The following is a 17,022-nucleotide window of genomic DNA, read 5'->3' on the forward strand; positions in this document are numbered from 1 at the left end:
CTAACGCCGCACGGTGTGGTGGACCCGGCAGCGGGCCTCGTAGCTCTCCTGCGCGCCCACCAGCACCACCGGATCGTCGTAGCGGGCGGGCTGGCCGCCGATCAGACGCTGGGAACGCGTGGCGGGCGCGCCGCACACCGTGCAGATGGCCGTGAGCTTCTCGGCGCTCTCGGCGCGGGCCAGCAGTTCGGGCATCATGCCGAAGGGCTCGGCCCGGAAGTCGAGGTCCAGCCCGGCCACGATGACCCGCACGCCCGCGTCGGCGAGGTCGAGCACCAGCGGCACGAGGTCGGGGCCGAAAAACTGCGCCTCGTCGATGCCCACCACGTCCAGGGCCTCGACCGGCGCGGCGAGCAGGACGTCCTCGCCGGTCAGGTGGGCGCGGATGGCCTGCGCATCGGGTACCGCCAGCGCCTCGGCCGTGCGCCCGGCGTGGCTGGCGACGTGCGAGACGTGATACCGGTCGTCGAGCGCAGGTTTGAAGACGGCCACCCGCTGCCGGGCGATGACGGCGCGGGTCACGCGGCGAATGAGTTCCTCACTCTTGCCGCTGAACATCGGGCCGACGATCACCTCGACGTGACCGCCGGAATAGGGAGACTTGAGCACGCAAGATTATGGCAGGCCGGGCGCTTCCGGTTCCTGCCCACGCGCCTCCAGGGCCGCCAGTACCTCGGCCTCGCGTGCGGGAGTCAGCAGGGGCAGCAGCCCCGCATTCCGGCTCCAGGCCAGGGTGTCGGCGGCTGTGACCGCCGGATCGGTCAGGACCAGGCCCGCCGCGAGCGCCGCCGCCGCGTCCACCGCCATCAGGCCGCCCTGCGCCGAGCCGCGCGGGATGAACAGCGGAAACTCCTGGGGACCGGCCCCCACCGCCTCCAGATCGGCCACGCTGGCCCAGCGCACCTCCGCCGCCCCCAGGAGGCCCAGGAAGTCGGCCCAGCTCAGGCGCGGCCCCGCCACGTTGAAGATGCCCGGCCGCCGCGCCCCGGTCAGCCGGACGGTCAGGCGGGCCAGGTCGCGGGCGTCGATCACCTGCACGAAGTCCTGACCGTCGCCGGGAGCCAGCACCGGCGTCTCCCCTGCCCCGGCCCGCGCTGCGCGCTCCGGCCAGTAGAGGGTGCGGCGGGTGTAGTCCTCCGGTCCGGCCACGATCTGCGGGCGCAGGATGGTGGCCGCGCCGGGGAAGGCCGCCTCCACCAGCGCTTCACAGGCGACCTTGAGGGGGCCGTAGGTGTCGCCCGTCACGGGAGCGGCCTCGTCCGGACAGGGGGGCAGCAGCGGGTCGGTCTCGCGGACCACCTCGCGGCCCGGCTCGGCGTAGACGCTGACCGTACTGACGAACACGTACTGGCCCACCCGGTCACGCAGCGCATGGGTGCTGGCGCGCACCTGCCGGGGCTGGTAGCCGCTCACGTCCACGCAGGCGTCCCAGCGGCGCGCGCCCAGGGCGGCCAGCCCGGCCGGACCCTCGTCGCGGTCGCCGGTCAGCCGCTCGACCCCGGCCGGCAGCTCGGCGTCCGTCTGCCCGCGCGTCAGGACCGTGACCCGGTGCCCCGCCGCCACGAAGGCCTCCACGATATGCCGCCCCACGAAACGGGTGCCGCCGAGAATCAGGATGTCCACGGGGCCACCCTATCCAAAAAAGCCGCCCCACCTCTCGGGCGGGGCGGCGAAGGTCGGGGCCGACCTTACTTCTTCTTGGTGCGGTAGCTGTCGCCGAAGCGCTTGTTGAACTTGTCCACGCGGCCTTCGGTGTCGACGAAACGCTCTTCGCCGGTCCAGAAGGGGTGCACGCCGCTCCACACGTCAACGTGGATTTCGGGGCGGGTGCTCATGGTCTCCATGACGACCTTGCCCTGGTAGATGATCTTGGTGGGAACCGCTTTGGGGTGGATGTCCTTCTTCATGCTGTGCCTCCTCCGTCACGTCGGGGCGGACCCTCGGGCCACTCGCGGGGTGCGTGACGGGCAACTTTGCCAGTGTATCACCACAGGTACTCGTCGCGCCACTCCTCGCCGCGCCGGATGAAGGGCGCGCGGGTCCCCAGGACGCGGTGTCCGCCCTTGACCGCCGCCCGGACGATCACGCGCGGGTCGAGGCCCGGATACAGCGTGCGGGCAAACTCGACCTCGCCCCGGACGTCCAGCGTCTCGCCACTGGCGACCGAGTCGGTGCCCAGCGCCACCTCCACCCCGGCCGCCGCGAAGGCCGTCCAGGGAAAGGTGCCGCATTCCAGGTTGGCGTTGCTGCGCGGGCAGGTTACGGCCGCGCAGCCCGCACGCGCCACACGGGCGATATCGTCTTGCGTCACGTTGACCATGTGGACCAGAGTGGGCCGGGCCGCGAGCACCCCCAGGTCGTCGAGGTAGCGCACCGGCGTCAGGCCCGCTTCCGGCACGCGGCCGATGACCTCCGCGAAGGTGGGGGGATACAGCGGCGCGAAGCGGTTGTCCCAGATGGGGCCGCCGCCGCTAGCGAACAGTTCGACCTCGGCCGGATGCTCGGCCACGTGGATCTGGGTGGGCAGGCCCTCGCCCGCCGCGTAGTCCATGACGAGCCGCATGAGGCGAGAGCTGAGGTTGAAGGGCGTGTGCGGCGAGAGGCCCACCCGCAGTGCGCCGCGCGGGTCGTCGGCGGGCCGCTCACGCCGCCGCCAGCCCTCGACCTGCTCACGCATGACCCGGAAGCGCTCGTCGGCCTGCGCCGGCACCGGCCCCAGCACCTCGAAATACAGGGTACCGGAGAGGTCGTCGCGGCCCAGCAGGGCATCCATGACCTCCGGCGACCACACGATGTCGCCCACGCCGCCCGTGCCCAGGCGCGCCAGCGTGTCGGCCCCGGCCAGGGCGGCTTGTGGCCCCCGGCGCTCCCGGCCCGCGATGACCACCTCGGGAATCCAGCGGAAGTAGGGCAGCGCCGCGAAGTCGTAGGCGCTCATGTCGAGGTGGGTGTGCGCGTTCACGGGCGGGGGAGCGATGACGCCGCCCACATGTTCCTCGGTCGCCTGCGGGTAGTTGGCGCGCAGGGTGTCGGGGTGCCCGGTGGCCGCCACCACCCCGCCCGACACCACGACCGCCCCCGGCGACTGCGCGCCGCCCAGGCCGGTATACAGCAGGTCGCAGGTCAGCAGACGGGGCGCGGCAGAAGCAGTCATGGGCGGAATGCTAGAGCACGCCGCACGCGCCGTCAGCTCAGGGCCTGCACGCGGCCCCGCAACTCGCGCGCCACGGCGCCCGACCCCTGGCGCAGCAGCGCGGCGGGCACGAACCAGCGGCCCTTCTGCTCGAACTCGCTGGTCAGCAGACTCGCCAGGCCGGTCGCGCGGCGGTCCACCTCCAGCAGCAGGTCCAGGCCGCCGGGAGCCGGAAAGAAGGCCAGTTCCAGCTCGGTCAGGCGGTACTGTCCGGCGGGAGGCCGGAAGCTGAGTTCCTGCACGACGCTGCCGAAGCGGTACTCGGTTTCGCTGCGCTGCAATCGGAAGCCGAGGTCCTGCGCCGCCTGGATGACGGTTTCCATATCCTCGCTGGGCCGGATCCACACGCCGTCGGTGTCGCCGGGATCGGCGGCGCCCTCGATATCGGCATCGGTCACCAGCCACACCTCGGAACCGGGCAGACTCAGGGGCGTGCCATGCGGCACCGGCAGCTCGAAAGGAAACTCGCGCGTCTCGCCGGGGCGGATGGTGAAGCCCGGCACCACCGGCTGCGAGAACAGCGTGTGGGTGACGGTGCTGTCGTCGCTGCGGTAGCGCGTCGCCAGCCCCAGGTTCACGCGCTCGATGCGCTGCTCGACCCGGCCGCCCTGCACGGCGACCACGCCGGAGAGCCGCTCGCCCACGCGCGCCTCGGGGCGGCTCAGGCGGGTATCCACGCGCGCCGCGCCGATGCCGACGGCGGCCATCATCTTTCCGAGAAATCCCATACCCTCCCAGGTACGGCCCGGGAGGGCAGGCGGTTCCTGGGACGGATCAGGCCGGCTGGGCCGAGAGGCGGTGCTCGGCGATCATGGCGGCCCCGACGATGCCCGCCTCGTTCTGGAGGGCGGCGGGCACGAGCTTGCTGCGCGCGGGCACGAGCAGGTCCTGCCACTTGTCGGCCTTCTTGCTCACGCCGCCGCCGATGATGAACAGGTCGGGTGAGAGCAGCAGTTCGAGGTGCTCAATGTACGCCGCCGCGCGCTTGGCCCACTGCTTCCAGTTCAGGTCGTCGCGCTCGCGGGCGCGGTCGGAGGCCCAGGTCTCGGCGTGCTTGTCGCGCAGCCATAGGTGGCCGAACTCGGTGTTGGGCACCAGGACCCCGTCGTGGATCAGGGCGCTGCCGATGCCGGTGCCGAAGGTCAGCACGAGCACCGTGCCGCGCACGCCCGCCCCGGCCCCGAAGCGGGCCTCGGCCAGCCCGGCGGCGTCGGCGTCGTTGATGAGGGTCACGTCGCGGCCCGTGGCGCGGCTGAACAGCGCGTCGGCGTCCAGACCGATCCAGTCCTTATCCACGTTCGCCGCGCTCAGGGTCTTGCCGTGCTGCACGATGCCGGGAAAGGTGACGCCCACCGGGCCGGCGTGCCCGAAATGCCGCACGAGCTGCGCCACGACCTCCTGCACGTCGCCGGGCTTCGCGCCCTCGGGGGTGGGGATCCGGTGACGCTCGGCCACCAGCTTGCCGGTCGCCGTATCCACGGGCGCACCCTTGATGCCACTGCCGCCGATGTCGATGCCCAGAATCACGCTCATATGCCCTACAGCGTACTGTGACGCGCCCGTGAAATGTTCGCGCCGGACAGGCCGGGAACCGGGGGGACTGTGCCCTCCCGCGCACCGGCCGGCCTCCCCCGGGCCCGATGCTCTAGCCTGCGGACATGACCCTCTTCAGACTGGAAGGCAAGCGGGCGCTCGTGACCGGCGGCAGCAAGGGCATCGGGCTGGCCTCGGCGCATCACCTCGCGCGGCTGGGCGCACAGGTCACCGTCGCGGCGCGGGGCGAAGCGGCGCTCAGGACCGCCGCCGAGGCCATCGGCGCGCGCTGGGTCGTGGCCGACGTGGGCACGCCCGAGGGGGTCCGCGCCGCCGTGGAGGCCGCTGGAGACGTGGACATCCTGGTGAGCAACGCGGGCGGGCCGCCCCCCTCCCTGCCCAGCGAGGTCAGCGAGGACGCCTGGGCGCAGGGTTTCCAGACCACCTTCCTGAGTACGGCGCGGCTGGCGGGGGCTGTGCTGCCGGGCATGCGCGAGCGGCGCTGGGGCCGGATCATCGCGATCACCAGCCTGACGGTCGGGCGGCCTACACTGACGCTGCCGGTCAGCAACGCCCTGCGCGCCGCCGTGACCAACCACCTGAGGACCCTGGCGCTGGAGGTGGCCGCAGACGGCGTGACCTGCAATACCGTCGCGCCGGGCTACACCGCCACGGAGCGCCTCCAGACCCTGCACCGCGACCCCGCGCAGGCCAGAGACCTGATGGACCGCATACCGGCCCGGCGCTTCGGCGAACCGGGCGAGGTGGCGGCGGCCGTGGCCTTCCTGGCGACGAAGGAGGCCGCGTACATGACCGGTCAGGAGCTGCTGGTGGACGGCGGCTGGGGAATCTGAGGCCTGCAAGGAGAAACCCGCCGCCTCCAGTGAGGGAGGCTGGCGGGTCAGGTTCTCAGAGGCTCAGACGAGGCCGCTGAAGTCCCCGTTGAGGCCGTTGGGGAAGAAGCCGCCCTTGCTGGCGTTGGCCCCCAGGTACACGATGTTCAGGACTTCGCGGGGGCTGCGGCCGTAGGCCACGCTGTTGGAATCGGCCACGACGATGTTGGCCTTGCCGTTCTTGGTGAGGCCTTCGTCCTTGCCGCCGCCGACCGCCGCGCGCAGATCGCTGATCTTCTGGATGAGCTGCTCGACAGTGACGCCGTAGGGGGTCACGACGTCCTTCTGGGCGTACAGGAGGGTACGGATTTCGCCCGCATGGTAGGCCTCGACCGACAGGATGCCAGCCGCCGAATCGAGGATGCCGCCTTCGCTGTAGTCCACGATCAGGCGCGCGGCGCCCTTGTACGCGGTGACACCCACGTCTTCAAAAATGAAGGCGCCGTGCAGGAAGAACAGATCGTTGAGGTAGGGATTGAACGAGGGGCTGAGGGTCGCGCCCGCCGCCGCGTTGGCCGCCGCCGCAAAGGCCGGGCCGATGTCGAGCACAGGACGGTCGACGGCGGCGCTGCCGAGCTTGGCGCGCAGAGCGATGACGTGGTTCAGCTCGTCCTGAGCGATTTCCTGAGCGTACTGGGCGACCGCCGGGCTGGAGAAGGCGATGCTGCTGGTGCCGTCGAAACCGCTGGGCAGGATGATCTGGGCGCTGCCGCCGATGGCCTTGAGTTCGTTGATGCGTCCCACGGCGGCGAGGTAGAAGGCCGCTTCGAGGTACTCGAGGTTCAGGGCGAAGTTGCCGATCTTGGCGTCATAGTTCGGCTTGACCGGCTCGACGGCGCCCACGTTGGTGCAGCCGGCAAGAACGGCCCCGGCACCCATGAGGCCGGCCATACCGAGGAACTTGCGGCGGGTGCTGGTACCGGTGGGATTGTTGGTGTCGTTGCTCATGTGGACCCTCCTGAAATTGAAGTCGGAACATCGGGAAAGAGGCGGAAAGAAGAGGAACCGTCAGGAACCGCAGAAGGCCGCACCGGAGCGGCGACGCCCGCGAGGACGACCCCAGCACAACAGCTTCTTGCCTTCACCATGACGATATGCCGCCCACCCGAAATTGGATCACCCTTTATTGACCATGAACCTTCAGTGAAGCCCGAACCCAGGCCGACTGGTGCGCGAACAGCGTGAAACAAAGGCCGAGACCCCGAAAAAGTACCGCTACAGGCGCACTCTTCCGGGGTCTCGGTCCTTCCTCTGCTGATCGGCTAGAGGGCCTGGATGAACAGGGGCGTGGTGGTCGGCTGCGGACTGCCGCCGGGCGGCTCGACGCTGACGGCCACACTCGTTCCCTGGGGGAGAGAAGCGGTCAGGACATCGCGGCCGAACACCCCAAGCGAAACGGGCGCGCCCCCGGGGGCGATCCGCCACAGCTGGTAGGTACGGCCCTGGGCTGGGGCCTGGCCCAGGCGGACGTACACCCGGCCGTCGGGCAGACGCACGAGGTTCCCCAGGGGTGCTCCGGCAGGACCGAGGGCCTGGGCGGCCGCTCCTGGCACGGCAGCGTAACGGGCCAGGGAGTCGGCCGGGGGCCGCAGCCACAGCCCCACCGCCAGCGCGGCAGCGAGCGCGGCGGCGGTCCAGAGCGGCGTCGTGGAGCGGGAACGTGCAACCGGCCGCCCCGGAACAGTCCGGAGGGGCGCGCCCGGGGCCGGGCCAGAGACCGGGGCCGTCTCGGCACGCAGGCGGGCCAGCAGCCGCTCCTGGGCCCCCGGCGGCACTTCGGCGGCGGTCAGGTCCAGCGTCTCGACGAGGGCGAGCAGCGCGTCCCGGTCGGCCTGCACCTCGGCGCGCAGCTCCGGGTCGGCGTCGATCCGGGCCTGGACCTGTGCCGCCTCGGCCGGCGAAAGCTGGCCCAGCGCATAGGCCAGGAGTTGTTCACGGTCGGGATTCATCAGCTTTCACCTCCTGTGGTGCGGGGTGCGGGGGGTGGGGGCCCGTCCTGCGCGGCGCGCCCCCCTAGGACAGCGCGCATCTGGTCCAGCGCGGCGCGCAGGCGGGACTTGACGGTTCCCAGGGGCAGTCCGGTCAGCTGGGCGAGTTCGGAATGCGAGTATCCCCGGTAGTAGGCCAGTTCGACCAGCTGCCGCTGCGACCCTTCGAGGCCGCCGACCGCGCGGTCCGCCAGCAGACGGTCGGTCGGGTCGGGCGCACTGCTCGGCGCGTCCCAGTCGGCGATTTCCAGTTCGGTGACAGGCCGGTCGCGCAGCTCCTGCAAAAACCGGTGGTGGGCGATGCTCACGAGCCAGGTCTTGGCCTTGGCGCGGGTGGGGTCGAAGCGGGCGGCATGCTTCCAGGCGTTCATGAAGGCGTCCTGCACGCAGCTCTCGACATCGTCGCGCTGCCGGAGCATCCGCTGGCCCAGGGCGTACAGCAGCCGGGCATGGCGGCGGTGCAACTCGCTCAGGGCGTCCTCATCCTGCTGGGCCATACGCGCGATGAGCAGCTCGTCGGACGGGTCCGGACCGGGAGTGGCCGGTCGGGCAGAGGCGGAGACGGGGTCGGTCATAGAATGGGTGCAGCCTAACAGGGGCCGTCTGCGCCTGCCTACCGGCCACGTTCACGCGGCCTCCATCCCCGCCCGTTCCTTCAGGCGCGGGGCGGGGTGGGCGCGGCGGCGGGCACCAGTTCGGCCACCGGGGCCACCACGGCGGTGGGGGCGGCCACCGGTTGGGCAGCGGCAACGGGCGCGGGGGTCGTCTCGGCGCGCAGGTCGTCGGTCAGCTGACTGGTGTGGCGGCGAAATTCACGCAGGGTGCTGCCCAGCGTCTTGCCCAGTTCGGGCAACTTGCGCGGGCCGAAGATGACGAGCGCGACCACCAGGATCATCAGGATTTCGGGCATTCCGAGGTTGGGCATGGGCGGGGCCTCCTTAGTGGGTGGGGGACGGAGCAGGAACGGCGGCGGGACGGCGCGGCGGCCCTGTGTGGGCGGGGCGGGGCCTCCTGTGCGGGGCCAGGTCCGAACAGTTCTATGCGGAAGGCGCGGCTTTGGATCATCCCCTCCGGCGGCCGGCCGCGCCTGCGTCTCCCGGCCGCCGGGCATGAAGGTTCGCGCAGGATCGCCCGACCGATCCAGGCGGCGGCCCGGCCGCATATAAGTGGGTAGAGTCGGGGCCGCTCCGGAGCCGGGCATTCATGTTCGCCTTCCCTTCGCCGCGACTTCTCCCGCTCTTCATACTCGCGCGCTACGCTGCGGCGCATAGTGGCAGGCAGGCACAGCGGGTGCCGCGCCGCCCCCCCTTCTTCCGCACTCGCAGCCTGGAGGCTCTTTCCATGTCACTCGGACCACTCGAAATCATCTTGATCGTTGCCGTCATCGCCCTGATCTTCGGGGCCAAGAAGCTGCCCGAGCTGGGCAAGGGCGTGGGCCAGGGCATCCGCGAATTCAAGCGCGAGGTGCGGCCTGAAGACCAGGGCAAGGACGCCGTGCCCCTGACCGACGTGAAGGTCACGCCGCTCGACCCGGCCGCGCCCCACCCGGCCAGCCGCCCGGCCGAAGCCGTCACCGAGCGCGACCACCGCGCCTGAGCCGGGAGGTCGACATGGCTGCGCCCTCCCCCGGCACCCCCACGCGCCCGACCGGCGACCTCAAGAGCGCGCCGCTGTTCGACCACCTCGACGAGCTCAGAAAGCGGCTGATCATCAGCCTGGTCTTTCTGGCCATCGGCATGGTGGTGGCCTTTCAGTACCGCGTGCAGCTCATCGAGCTGATCAAGGTGCCGCTCACCTACTCCGAGCTGTACCGCGCAGGTAAGGTCGAACTCGTCACGCTGCGCCTCGCCGGGCAGCTCCTGATCAGCTTCAGCCTCGCCTTCTGGGCCGGCCTCGCGCTGGCGTTGCCCTTCATCGTGTGGCAGATCTGGGGCTTCATCGCGCCGGGCCTGTACCCGCACGAACGGCGCTGGGGCCTGCCCTTCATCCTGGGCGTGGGCTTCTCGTTCGCGGGCGGCGTGCTGTTCGGCTACAAGCTCGTGCTGCCCACCATGATCCCCTTCCTGATCGAATTCCTGGCCGGCACCGTCACGCAGATGCAGGACCTCCAAGAGTACATCGGGACCGTGACCACCTTCCTGATCGCCTTCGGGGTGGCCTTCGAGCTGCCGATCCTGGCGATCGTGCTCACCCGTATCGGCATCGTGAACCACACGATGCTGCGCAAAGGCTGGCGCATCGCCCTCGTGGCGATCATGGTGGCGGCGGCCGTCATCACGCCGACGCCCGACCCCGGCAACATGCTGCTCGTGGCCGTGCCGCTGTACGTGCTGTACGAGCTGAGCGTGATCCTCTCGCGCGTGTTCCGGGTGATTCCGGCCGCCGAACAGGCGATTCTGGAACCCTGAAGTCCGCCGGCCCCCTGCCCCCCACGGCGGGGGCTTTTTTTTGCCGCGCAGCTCGGCGTGCCGGGCGATTTGGGCGGGGCGGCGTGCCGACAGCGCCACTCGCAGCTCTACGCTGGCCTACACTGGGCGGCGACTTATGAACCCAGTCTTCCTGAACATCGGCGGCTTTACGATCGCCTGGTACGGCCTGCTCATCATGCTGGGGGTGGTGGCGGGCATCGCGGTGGGCACCCGGCTGGCCCGGCAGCGCGGCCTGAACGTCGACCTGTTCGAGCGCATGATCCTGTGGATGCTGTTCTGGGGCATCGTGGGCGCGCGCATCGTGTTCGTGGCCACCTCCTGGCACCTCTTCGAGAACGTGCCCTTTCCGCGCGTGCTGCTGGACATCGTGAATCTGCGCGCCGGGGGCATCTCGATCCACGGCGGGCTCATCGGCGGCATCCTGACCATCGTCTACTTCGCGCGCAAGTACAAGTTCAACTTCTTCCAGTACGCCGACCTGTGTGTGCCGGGCGTGGCCTTCGGGATCATCGGCGGGCGCATCGGCAACATCATGAACGGCACCGACACGGTCGGGCGCGTCACGAACTGGCCCATCGGCTACCACTGGCCCGCCAGCGCCCGCGCCTTCCACGACGGGATGTGCGTGCCCAACCCCAACATCGACATGGACCTCTCGCAGTACTGCCAGCAGATCGGCGGGCAGCTCGTGATGACGGCCCCCGTGCACTTCACGCAGATGTACGGCGTCATCATCGGGATCATCCTGTCGGTCGCGTCGTACTTCTGGCTGCGTTCGCGCGTCCCGGGCTGGGCCTTCTGGCAGTTCTGGCTGTGGTACAGCATCCTGCGCGCCGGCTGGGAGGAGACCTTCCGCCTCAACCCCCTGACGGTCAAGAGCTACCTGAACCAGGGCCTGAACGCCCCCGGCATCGGCCTGTGGACCGACACCCAGATCATCAGCGTGCCGCTGATCCTGCTGTGCCTCTACATGCTGTGGCGCCTGCGCCGCGCCCCCCGCCCCGACGCCCCGCAGGCGGCCGTGACGGTGGACCCCCCGGCCGCTCCCCGCTGACCTCCGCCCACTTCCGCCTGCGGCCCGCCTCCCCCCGGAGCGGGCCGCGTTCTCATCCGGCAGGGAAATGTCCCGGCCGACCCTCGCTTAGACTGGACGCAAAGGTGAACTTGATGACACATACTGACCGCCCGCTGGACGTTCTGATTCTCGCCGCCGGGCAGGGCACCCGCATGAGATCCGGCCTGCCCAAGGTGCTGCACCCCGTCGCCGGCCGCCCGATGGTGGCCTGGGCCGTGAAGGCCGCGCGCGACCTCGGCGCGCGGCGCGTGGTCGTCGTGACCGGCCACGGGGCCGACGCGGTCGAGGCCGCCCTCCAGGCCCCCGGCGTGGCCTTCGCCCGGCAGGAAAAGCAGCGGGGCACCGGAGACGCCTTCCTGAGCGGCGCGGCGGCGCTGGAGGGCGGCGAGGAAGGGGACGCCGACATCCTCGTGCTGTACGGCGACACGCCCATGCTGCGCGTCGAGACGCTGCGCGCCCTGCTGGCCGACCACCGTGAGCGCGCCAGCGCCATGACGGTCCTGACCGGCGAACTGCCCGATGCCACCGGCTACGGCCGCATCCTGCGCGGCGCGGGCGGCGATGTGGAGGGCATCGTCGAGCAGAAGGACGCCAGCGACGAGCAGCGGCGCATCGGGGAATTCAACAGCGGGGTGTACGTGTTCGACGCCCAGGCCCCCCGCCTGGCCCAGCAGATCGGCAACGACAACGCCTCGGGCGAGTATTACCTCACCGACCTGCTGGGGCTGTACCGCGCGGCCGGTGCCCCCGTGCGCGCCTTCAAGCTGGCCGACGCGGGCGAGGTCGAAGGAGCGAACGACCGCGTGGGCCTCGCGGCCCTCGAAACCGCGATGGGCCGCCGCATCGTCGAGCGCCACATGCGCGCGGGCGTGACCGTGCAGCGCCCCGACACGGTGGTCATCGAGGACACGGTCGAACTCGGGCAGGACGTGACCCTGGAACCCGGCGTGATCCTGCGCGGCCAGACCCGCGTGGCGCCGGGCGTGACGGTCGGGGCCTACAGCGTCCTGACCAACACCGTGCTGGCGGAGGGCGTGACCGTCAAGGCCCACAGCGTGCTGGAAGGGGCGCAGGTGGGACGCGGCAGCGACGTGGGGCCCTTCGCGCGGCTGCGCCCCGGCACCGTGCTGGGCGAGGGCGTACACATCGGCAACTTCGTGGAGACGAAAAACGCCGTGCTGGCCCAGGGCGTCAAGGCCGGGCACCTCGCCTACCTGGGCGACGTGGAGATCGGCGACGAGACGAACGTGGGCGCGGGGACCATCGTCGCCAACTTCGACGGCGTGAACAAGCACCGCACGCGGGTCGGCGCGGGCGTGTTCATCGGCAGCAACTCGACCCTCATCGCCCCGCGCGTGGTGGGCGACGCGGCCTTCATCGCGGCCGGCAGCGCCGTGCACGCCGACGTGCCCGAGGGCGCGATGGCCGTCGCGCGCGGCAAGCAGCGCACCCTGGAAGGCTGGTCGCGCCGCTACTGGGGCGGCCTGCGTGAGGGAGTCGAGCGCAAGCTCCCCTGGCTGGCCGGCTGGCTGCGCCGCGAGCAGTAACCCGGGGCGGGGAGGGCGTCGCCGGGACGGCCCGCCTGACCCCCTCCCCCTACAATGGGGAGCGGCCCATGCATACCCGCCGCCTGACCCCTTCCCTGCTGCCCCTGCGCCGACTTCTGGTCGTCTCGCGCCCCGCCCTGTGGGTGAACACGGTGGGCACCCTGATCACGGGGCTGTGGCTCACGGGGCGGCTCTACAGCCTGGACGCGGGGCTGGTCGCGCTGCTGCTGTACCTGACCCTGCCCTTCAACCTGCTCATCTACGGCCTGAACGACCTCTCGGACCGCGAGGAGGACGCCCGGTCGAGCCGCAAGGGCGGCTGGCAGGGCGCGCGGCTGACTCCGGGTGAGGGCGGGCCGCTGCTGCGCGCCACCCTGGCCTGGAACCTGCCCGCGCTGGGGCTGCTGGCCGCGCTGCTGCCCCCGGCGGCGCTGGGAGTCCTGCTGCTCTCGGCCGGGCTGTTCGCGGCGTACAGCCTGCCGCCGCTGCGCCTCAAGGGCCGGCCCTTTCTCGACGGCCTGAGCAACGTCGCCTACGCGCTGCCCCTGGCCCTGCCCGCCCTGACCCTGGGTACGCCGGTGCCCTGGCTGCCGCTGCTGGCCCTCATGAGCTACTCGGTAGGCAAGCACGCCTTCGACGCCGCGCAGGACAGTCCCGCCGACCGGCTGGCGGGCACACGCACGGTGGCGACCGCCCTGGGCACGCGCGGCACGGCCCTGTACGCCCTGGGCTGGTTCGCGCTGGCAGGCGCGCTGCTGTGGCCGGTCTCGCGCCTGAGCGCCCTGGCCCTGTGGGGCGTGTGCGGCGGCATGGCGCTGGCCCTGGCCCGCCGCCCCAGCCCCGAGCAGGCCGCGCGCCTCTATCCCCTGAGCATCGTCACCCCCTGGATCGTGGGGACGGTGGCAGGCGTGGGCCTGGTCTACCTGCTCGCACGCGGCGAGTGGCGCGGGCTGTGAACCGCAGCGCCGGCATCCTGGGCGGCGGCGTGGCGGGCCTGACCCTGGGGGCGCTGCTCGCCGCGCGGGGCTGGGCGGTCACGGTGTACGAGCAGGGCCGCGCCGGGGGCAAACTGCGCCGCGAGGAGGTCGGCGGCCTGGACTTCGACACCGGCCCGAGCCTCTTCACCTTCCCGGAAGTGTGGCGCGAGGTGCTGGCGCGGCTGGGCGAGGCCGACCCGCTGGACCTGCGCCCGCTGCCGGGGGGGCTGGGCCTGCACCACACGCCGCACGGCGCGGTGCCGCTGCCGGTGCCGCCCGGACACCCGCTGCACGGCGAGTGGACCCGTTACCTCGCCGCCGCCGCGCCGCTGCGCCCGCACCTGGGCACCCTGCTGACCACGCCGCCGCGCCTGCGCGACCCGGCCTTCCGGCGGGCGAGCGCGGCGCTGTTCGGGGTCACAGGCCCCCACCTGAGCGCCGAGGGCTGGCTGCGCGCCCGGCACTTTTCGCCGGCCCTGGCCCACGCCCTGCGCACCCACGCCCTGAACGCGGGCCTGCCGCCGCAGGACGCCCCGGCCCTCTATGCCCTGATTCCGGCGCTGGTGGGTGCGGAGGTCTACCGCCCGGCCGGGGGCATGGGCGCGCTGCTGGACGCCCTGCTGGCCTTCCTGGCGGCGCGCGGCGCGCGGGTGCGCGAGGGGAGAGAGGTTCGGGCGATCACTGGCCCGGCCCTGACCCTGGCGGGCGGCGAGACGGCGCGGCACGACCTGCTGATCAGCGCCCTGGACCCGGCGCGGCTCGCGGCGTTGCGGGGCCGGCCCGTCGTCTCCCCCCCGGGGGGGCGCACGGTGGCAGGCGTGGCCCTGTACGCCGCCCTGCCGGCCCCCGCGCCGCTGCCCGCAACCTCGGTGCTGCCGCCGGGCAGCTTCTCCGCCTTCCGGGCGGCCATGCGCGTGGGGGCGCTGCCGCCCGACACCCTGACCCTGGTCCACGCCGAGGGGCACCGGCTGGCGGTCCTGCTGACCGCGCCCGCCACCGGGCAGGCCTATGGCCCGGAGCACCCCTGGGTCCGGGCCCAGGTCGCGCGGGCCGAGCGCACCCTGGGTGTGCCAGGTCTACTGGACACGGCACTGGATACCCGCGTCCTCTCCCCTGTCCACTACGCGGCGGGGGGGCACCCGGGCGGCGCGATCTACGGCGCGGCCCTGGCCCCCTGGCGCGGCGGCCCGCTGCACCCGCAGCCCTACCGGCCGGCGCCGGGGCTGTGGCAGGTCGGCACCGGGGTGCATCCGGGCGGGGGGCTGCCGGCGGTACTGGGCGGGGCGCTCATCGTGGACCGGCTGCTGAGGGAAACGGGACACTGAAGGGGACCGCCCCCTGGTGGAAGCGGCCCCCGGACACGGCGTCTTACTGCCCCGTGATCGCCTTGAGCGGGTTGACCAGCCCGTAGCCGAAGTTGTCGTCCTTGCCCGATGCCCCCAGGTCCTTGGCGGTGCTGGTCAGCAGGTTCAGGAGCTGGGCGTTGGTCAGGCTGGGCTTGGCGGCCCACACCACGGCGGCGGCGGCGCTCACGTGCGGGGTCGCCATGCTGGTGCCGTCGAAGTATTCGTAGTCGGCGGTGGTCACGGCGGCACTTCCCGTGGCCGGCAGCTTGGCGAGCAGGCCCTGGCCGTCGCTCTGGGTCAGGCCCACCACCGGCACGCTGTAGCTGTTGGTCAGGGTCATGCCCAGGCTGCCGGCCGCGTTGTTGTAGATCATGACGGCCTTGGCGCCGCTGGCGACCGCGTTGGCGACCTTCTCCTCGAAGGAGCAGGTGCCGCGCGCGATCAGGGCGATGTTGCCCGACAGCGCCGAGTTGCGGGTGCTCGTCCCGCAGAACTGCCCGGCGCCCGCCGTGCCGGTGCCGTCGCCGGCCTTCACCACGTTGCCGGTGAAGGTGGCCTTGCCGCTCAGGTCGGCGGCCTGCACGTCCCCGAAGGTCACGCCGGCGCCCGAGGCCGAGGCGCGGGTGCCCTGGCCCAGCGGCACGCTGCTCAGGACATGCACGCCGGGGCCCACGAGGTCCACCTGCGAGCCGAAGTTCGAGAAGTCGGCCTTGGCCTCCGCGTCGTCGATGGCGCCCACGCCCACCACGTTGGTGTAGGCGGCGGGGTACGACACGGCGGCGCCGTCGTTGCCGGTCGCGGCGATGATCAGCGCGCCCTTGTTGTAGGCCGAGGTGTAGGCGCGCTGCTCGGTCTGGCTGGCGCTGCCGCCGCCCAGCGACAGGCTGATGACCACCTTGCTCTCGGTGCCGCCCTGGCTCTTGAGCTGCCCGGCGCACCAGTTCACGCCGTTGATGATGCCGCTGCTGCTGCCCGAGCCGTCGTTGCCCAGCACGCGCGCCATGTACAGGTTCACGCCGGGGGCCACGCCGCCCACGCCGTTGGCGTCCTCGCCCGCCTGGAGGCCGCTGGCCCCGGTGCCCGAGCCGTACTGCGCGAAGATGGTCCCCGAGACGTGCGTGCCGTGGTGCGACACGTCGTTGAGCTGGTAGGGGTCGCCCCGCCCGCTCTCGCTCGTGACGAAGTTGCGGAAGCCCTTGAGCTTGCGCTGGAATTCGGGGTGGTTGCCGTCGATGCCGGTGTCGCCCACGCACACCGCCACGCCCGACCCCGTGTAGCCGCTGGAGCGCAGGGTGGGCACCTTCAGCGCCGCGTCGCCCCAGGTGGTCTCGCCGCTCGCCGTGTAGACCGGCGTGGCCTGCGCCGTGATGGCCTGGGCCTTCAGGCCGCTGCGGGCCGGCTGCGCGTCGCTGACCCCGCTGCGCATGCCCGTCGCCGTGCGCTTGAGGTCCGGCTCGACGTACTCGACCGAGGGGTCGGCGCGCAGGCGGGCGAGGGCCTGGGGCGACAGGCGCACGGCCGCCGCGCTGATGTCGGCCCACTGGCTCGTCAGGGTGCCCCCGGCGGCGGCGATGGCCTGCGCCTGCAAGGCGGCCTGGGCGCTCAGGTCCTGCGCGCCCAGCCCCTGGGCGTTCAGGCCGCTCTCCTTGAACCCCACGAGATAGGCGTCGGCGGCCACCGCCTGATCGGCACCGGGGGCGACCGCAGCGGGCGCCGTCACGCTCTGCTGTCCGCAGGCAGCCAGGGAGAGGGTCAGGGTCGCGGCGAGCAGCAGGCCAGAGTGGGAACGCAGCATGAAAACCTCCAGGGAACAGCGGCAAGGGGGACGGGACCTCCGGCCACATCGGCGGCCGGCCGGAAAAGGTTCGACATCGGTTTGGAACTTGCGCAGACTCTAATGTCCACTTCATGACCCGCCGGTCACTCTTCTAGACAACACTGGACCGGGTTCAGGTATTGCCCGCCCTTCTCCGGAGACGGAAATTTCAAACGAAAGGGCGGGCGGTCCCGAAGGACTGCGCCCGCCACCCTGTTCGCCGCC

Annotated in this window: 18 protein-coding genes; 7 read left to right on the plus strand and 11 right to left on the minus strand. The window is 71.8% G+C overall.

Annotated elements, in window-relative coordinates; genetic code table 11:
• The 6 genes from DGO_RS11805 to ppgK form a co-directional block, all read right to left on the minus strand.
• Positions 1-609: a thymidine kinase gene (locus DGO_RS11805; RefSeq protein WP_014685752.1), complete on the minus strand. Its 609-nt coding sequence runs from the start codon at positions 607-609 to the stop codon at positions 1-3.
• A gap of 6 nt (positions 610-615) precedes the next feature.
• Complete coding sequence (locus DGO_RS11810) at positions 616-1,623, minus strand: NAD-dependent epimerase/dehydratase family protein (protein WP_014685753.1); 1,008 nt, start codon at positions 1,621-1,623, stop codon at positions 616-618.
• Between the two features lie 65 nt (positions 1,624-1,688).
• Entirely contained in the window at positions 1,689-1,907 is a 219-nt protein-coding gene (gene rpmE / locus DGO_RS11815; RefSeq protein ID WP_014685754.1) for a 50S ribosomal protein L31, read from the minus strand.
• Between the two features lie 77 nt (positions 1,908-1,984).
• Entirely contained in the window at positions 1,985-3,154 is a 1,170-nt protein-coding gene (locus tag DGO_RS11820) for an amidohydrolase family protein (RefSeq protein ID WP_043802213.1), read from the minus strand.
• A 32-nt stretch (positions 3,155-3,186) separates the two neighbouring features.
• A complete protein-coding gene (locus tag DGO_RS11825; RefSeq protein ID WP_014685756.1) occupies positions 3,187-3,921 on the minus strand; it encodes a sporulation protein in 735 nt (244 codons plus the stop codon).
• Positions 3,922-3,967: 46 nt separating this feature from the next.
• Positions 3,968-4,726 (minus strand): polyphosphate--glucose phosphotransferase, encoded by a 759-nt coding sequence (ppgK, locus tag DGO_RS11830; protein WP_014685757.1) that lies wholly within the window; start codon positions 4,724-4,726, stop codon positions 3,968-3,970.
• 125 nt (positions 4,727-4,851) lie between these two features.
• Between ppgK and DGO_RS11835 the strand changes: the two genes are divergently transcribed.
• Positions 4,852-5,580, plus strand: coding sequence for an SDR family oxidoreductase (locus DGO_RS11835; RefSeq protein WP_014685758.1), 729 nt, complete (start codon positions 4,852-4,854; stop codon positions 5,578-5,580).
• Between the two features lie 63 nt (positions 5,581-5,643).
• Here DGO_RS11835 and DGO_RS11840 read toward each other — a convergent pair whose 3' ends face one another.
• The 4 genes from DGO_RS11840 to DGO_RS11855 form a co-directional block, all read right to left on the minus strand.
• Complete coding sequence (locus DGO_RS11840) at positions 5,644-6,567, minus strand: ferritin-like domain-containing protein (RefSeq protein WP_014685759.1); 924 nt, start codon at positions 6,565-6,567, stop codon at positions 5,644-5,646.
• Positions 6,568-6,881: 314 nt separating this feature from the next.
• Positions 6,882-7,568, minus strand: a complete 687-nt coding sequence (locus DGO_RS11845; protein WP_043802216.1) for an anti-sigma factor — start codon at positions 7,566-7,568, stop codon at positions 6,882-6,884.
• Positions 7,568-8,182, minus strand: a complete 615-nt coding sequence (locus DGO_RS11850; RefSeq protein WP_145975319.1) for an RNA polymerase sigma factor — start codon at positions 8,180-8,182, stop codon at positions 7,568-7,570. The genes DGO_RS11845 and DGO_RS11850 overlap by 1 nt, the downstream gene beginning before the upstream one ends.
• Positions 8,183-8,262: 80 nt before the next feature.
• Positions 8,263-8,532, minus strand: a complete 270-nt coding sequence (locus DGO_RS11855; RefSeq protein WP_014685762.1) for a twin-arginine translocase TatA/TatE family subunit — start codon at positions 8,530-8,532, stop codon at positions 8,263-8,265.
• 416 nt (positions 8,533-8,948) lie between these two features.
• On the opposite strand from DGO_RS11855, the gene DGO_RS11860 reads away from it, so the two are divergent.
• From DGO_RS11860 to DGO_RS11885, 6 genes are all read left to right on the plus strand, one after another.
• On the plus strand, positions 8,949-9,203 hold the full coding sequence (locus DGO_RS11860) for a twin-arginine translocase TatA/TatE family subunit (protein ID WP_014685763.1): 255 nt from the start codon (positions 8,949-8,951) through the stop codon (positions 9,201-9,203).
• Positions 9,204-9,217: 14 nt separating this feature from the next.
• Complete coding sequence (tatC, locus tag DGO_RS11865; RefSeq protein ID WP_043802218.1) at positions 9,218-10,015, plus strand: twin-arginine translocase subunit TatC; 798 nt, start codon at positions 9,218-9,220, stop codon at positions 10,013-10,015.
• A 136-nt stretch (positions 10,016-10,151) separates the two neighbouring features.
• Entirely contained in the window at positions 10,152-11,090 is a 939-nt protein-coding gene (locus DGO_RS11870) for a prolipoprotein diacylglyceryl transferase (RefSeq protein ID WP_014685765.1), read from the plus strand.
• 113 nt (positions 11,091-11,203) lie between these two features.
• The gene (glmU, locus tag DGO_RS11875; RefSeq protein ID WP_043802222.1) at positions 11,204-12,658 is read left to right on the plus strand and encodes a bifunctional UDP-N-acetylglucosamine diphosphorylase/glucosamine-1-phosphate N-acetyltransferase GlmU; all 1,455 of its coding nucleotides are present in this window, start codon (positions 11,204-11,206) and stop codon (positions 12,656-12,658) included.
• Positions 12,659-12,726: 68 nt separating this feature from the next.
• Positions 12,727-13,614, plus strand: coding sequence for a UbiA family prenyltransferase (locus DGO_RS11880; protein WP_043802225.1), 888 nt, complete (start codon positions 12,727-12,729; stop codon positions 13,612-13,614).
• Entirely contained in the window at positions 13,611-14,960 is a 1,350-nt protein-coding gene (locus tag DGO_RS11885) for a phytoene desaturase family protein (protein WP_014685768.1), read from the plus strand. The genes DGO_RS11880 and DGO_RS11885 overlap by 4 nt, the downstream gene beginning before the upstream one ends.
• Positions 14,961-15,003: 43 nt before the next feature.
• Here the strand turns inward: DGO_RS11885 and DGO_RS11890 are convergent, their stop codons facing one another.
• Positions 15,004-16,776 carry a S8 family serine peptidase gene (locus DGO_RS11890; RefSeq protein ID WP_043802230.1) on the minus strand — a complete coding sequence of 591 codons (1,773 nt, stop codon included), beginning with the start codon at positions 16,774-16,776 and terminating at the stop codon, positions 15,004-15,006.
• Positions 16,777-17,022 lie beyond the last annotated feature (246 nt).

Source organism: Deinococcus gobiensis I-0 (genome assembly GCF_000252445.1).
GTDB lineage: Bacteria > Deinococcota > Deinococci > Deinococcales > Deinococcaceae > Deinococcus > Deinococcus gobiensis.

Coding starts and splice junctions, on each gene's coding strand:
- rpmE (WP_014685754.1), bottom strand. CDS start 1,907: ATGAAGAAGGACATCCACCCCAAAGCGGTTCCCACCAAGATCATCTAC.
- DGO_RS11820 (WP_043802213.1), bottom strand. CDS start 3,154: ATGACTGCTTCTGCCGCGCCCCGTCTGCTGACCTGCGACCTGCTGTAT.
- DGO_RS11825 (WP_014685756.1), bottom strand. CDS start 3,921: ATGGGATTTCTCGGAAAGATGATGGCCGCCGTCGGCATCGGCGCGGCG.
- ppgK (WP_014685757.1), bottom strand. CDS start 4,726: ATGAGCGTGATTCTGGGCATCGACATCGGCGGCAGTGGCATCAAGGGT.
- DGO_RS11835 (WP_014685758.1), top strand. CDS start 4,852: ATGACCCTCTTCAGACTGGAAGGCAAGCGGGCGCTCGTGACCGGCGGC.
- DGO_RS11840 (WP_014685759.1), bottom strand. CDS start 6,567: ATGAGCAACGACACCAACAATCCCACCGGTACCAGCACCCGCCGCAAG.
- DGO_RS11845 (WP_043802216.1), bottom strand. CDS start 7,568: ATGAATCCCGACCGTGAACAACTCCTGGCCTATGCGCTGGGCCAGCTT.
- DGO_RS11850 (WP_145975319.1), bottom strand. CDS start 8,182: ATGACCGACCCCGTCTCCGCCTCTGCCCGACCGGCCACTCCCGGTCCG.
- DGO_RS11855 (WP_014685762.1), bottom strand. CDS start 8,532: ATGCCCAACCTCGGAATGCCCGAAATCCTGATGATCCTGGTGGTCGCG.
- DGO_RS11860 (WP_014685763.1), top strand. CDS start 8,949: ATGTCACTCGGACCACTCGAAATCATCTTGATCGTTGCCGTCATCGCC.
- tatC (WP_043802218.1), top strand. CDS start 9,218: ATGGCTGCGCCCTCCCCCGGCACCCCCACGCGCCCGACCGGCGACCTC.
- DGO_RS11870 (WP_014685765.1), top strand. CDS start 10,152: ATGAACCCAGTCTTCCTGAACATCGGCGGCTTTACGATCGCCTGGTAC.
- glmU (WP_043802222.1), top strand. CDS start 11,204: ATGACACATACTGACCGCCCGCTGGACGTTCTGATTCTCGCCGCCGGG.
- DGO_RS11880 (WP_043802225.1), top strand. CDS start 12,727: ATGCATACCCGCCGCCTGACCCCTTCCCTGCTGCCCCTGCGCCGACTT.
- DGO_RS11890 (WP_043802230.1), bottom strand. CDS start 16,776: ATGCTGCGTTCCCACTCTGGCCTGCTGCTCGCCGCGACCCTGACCCTC.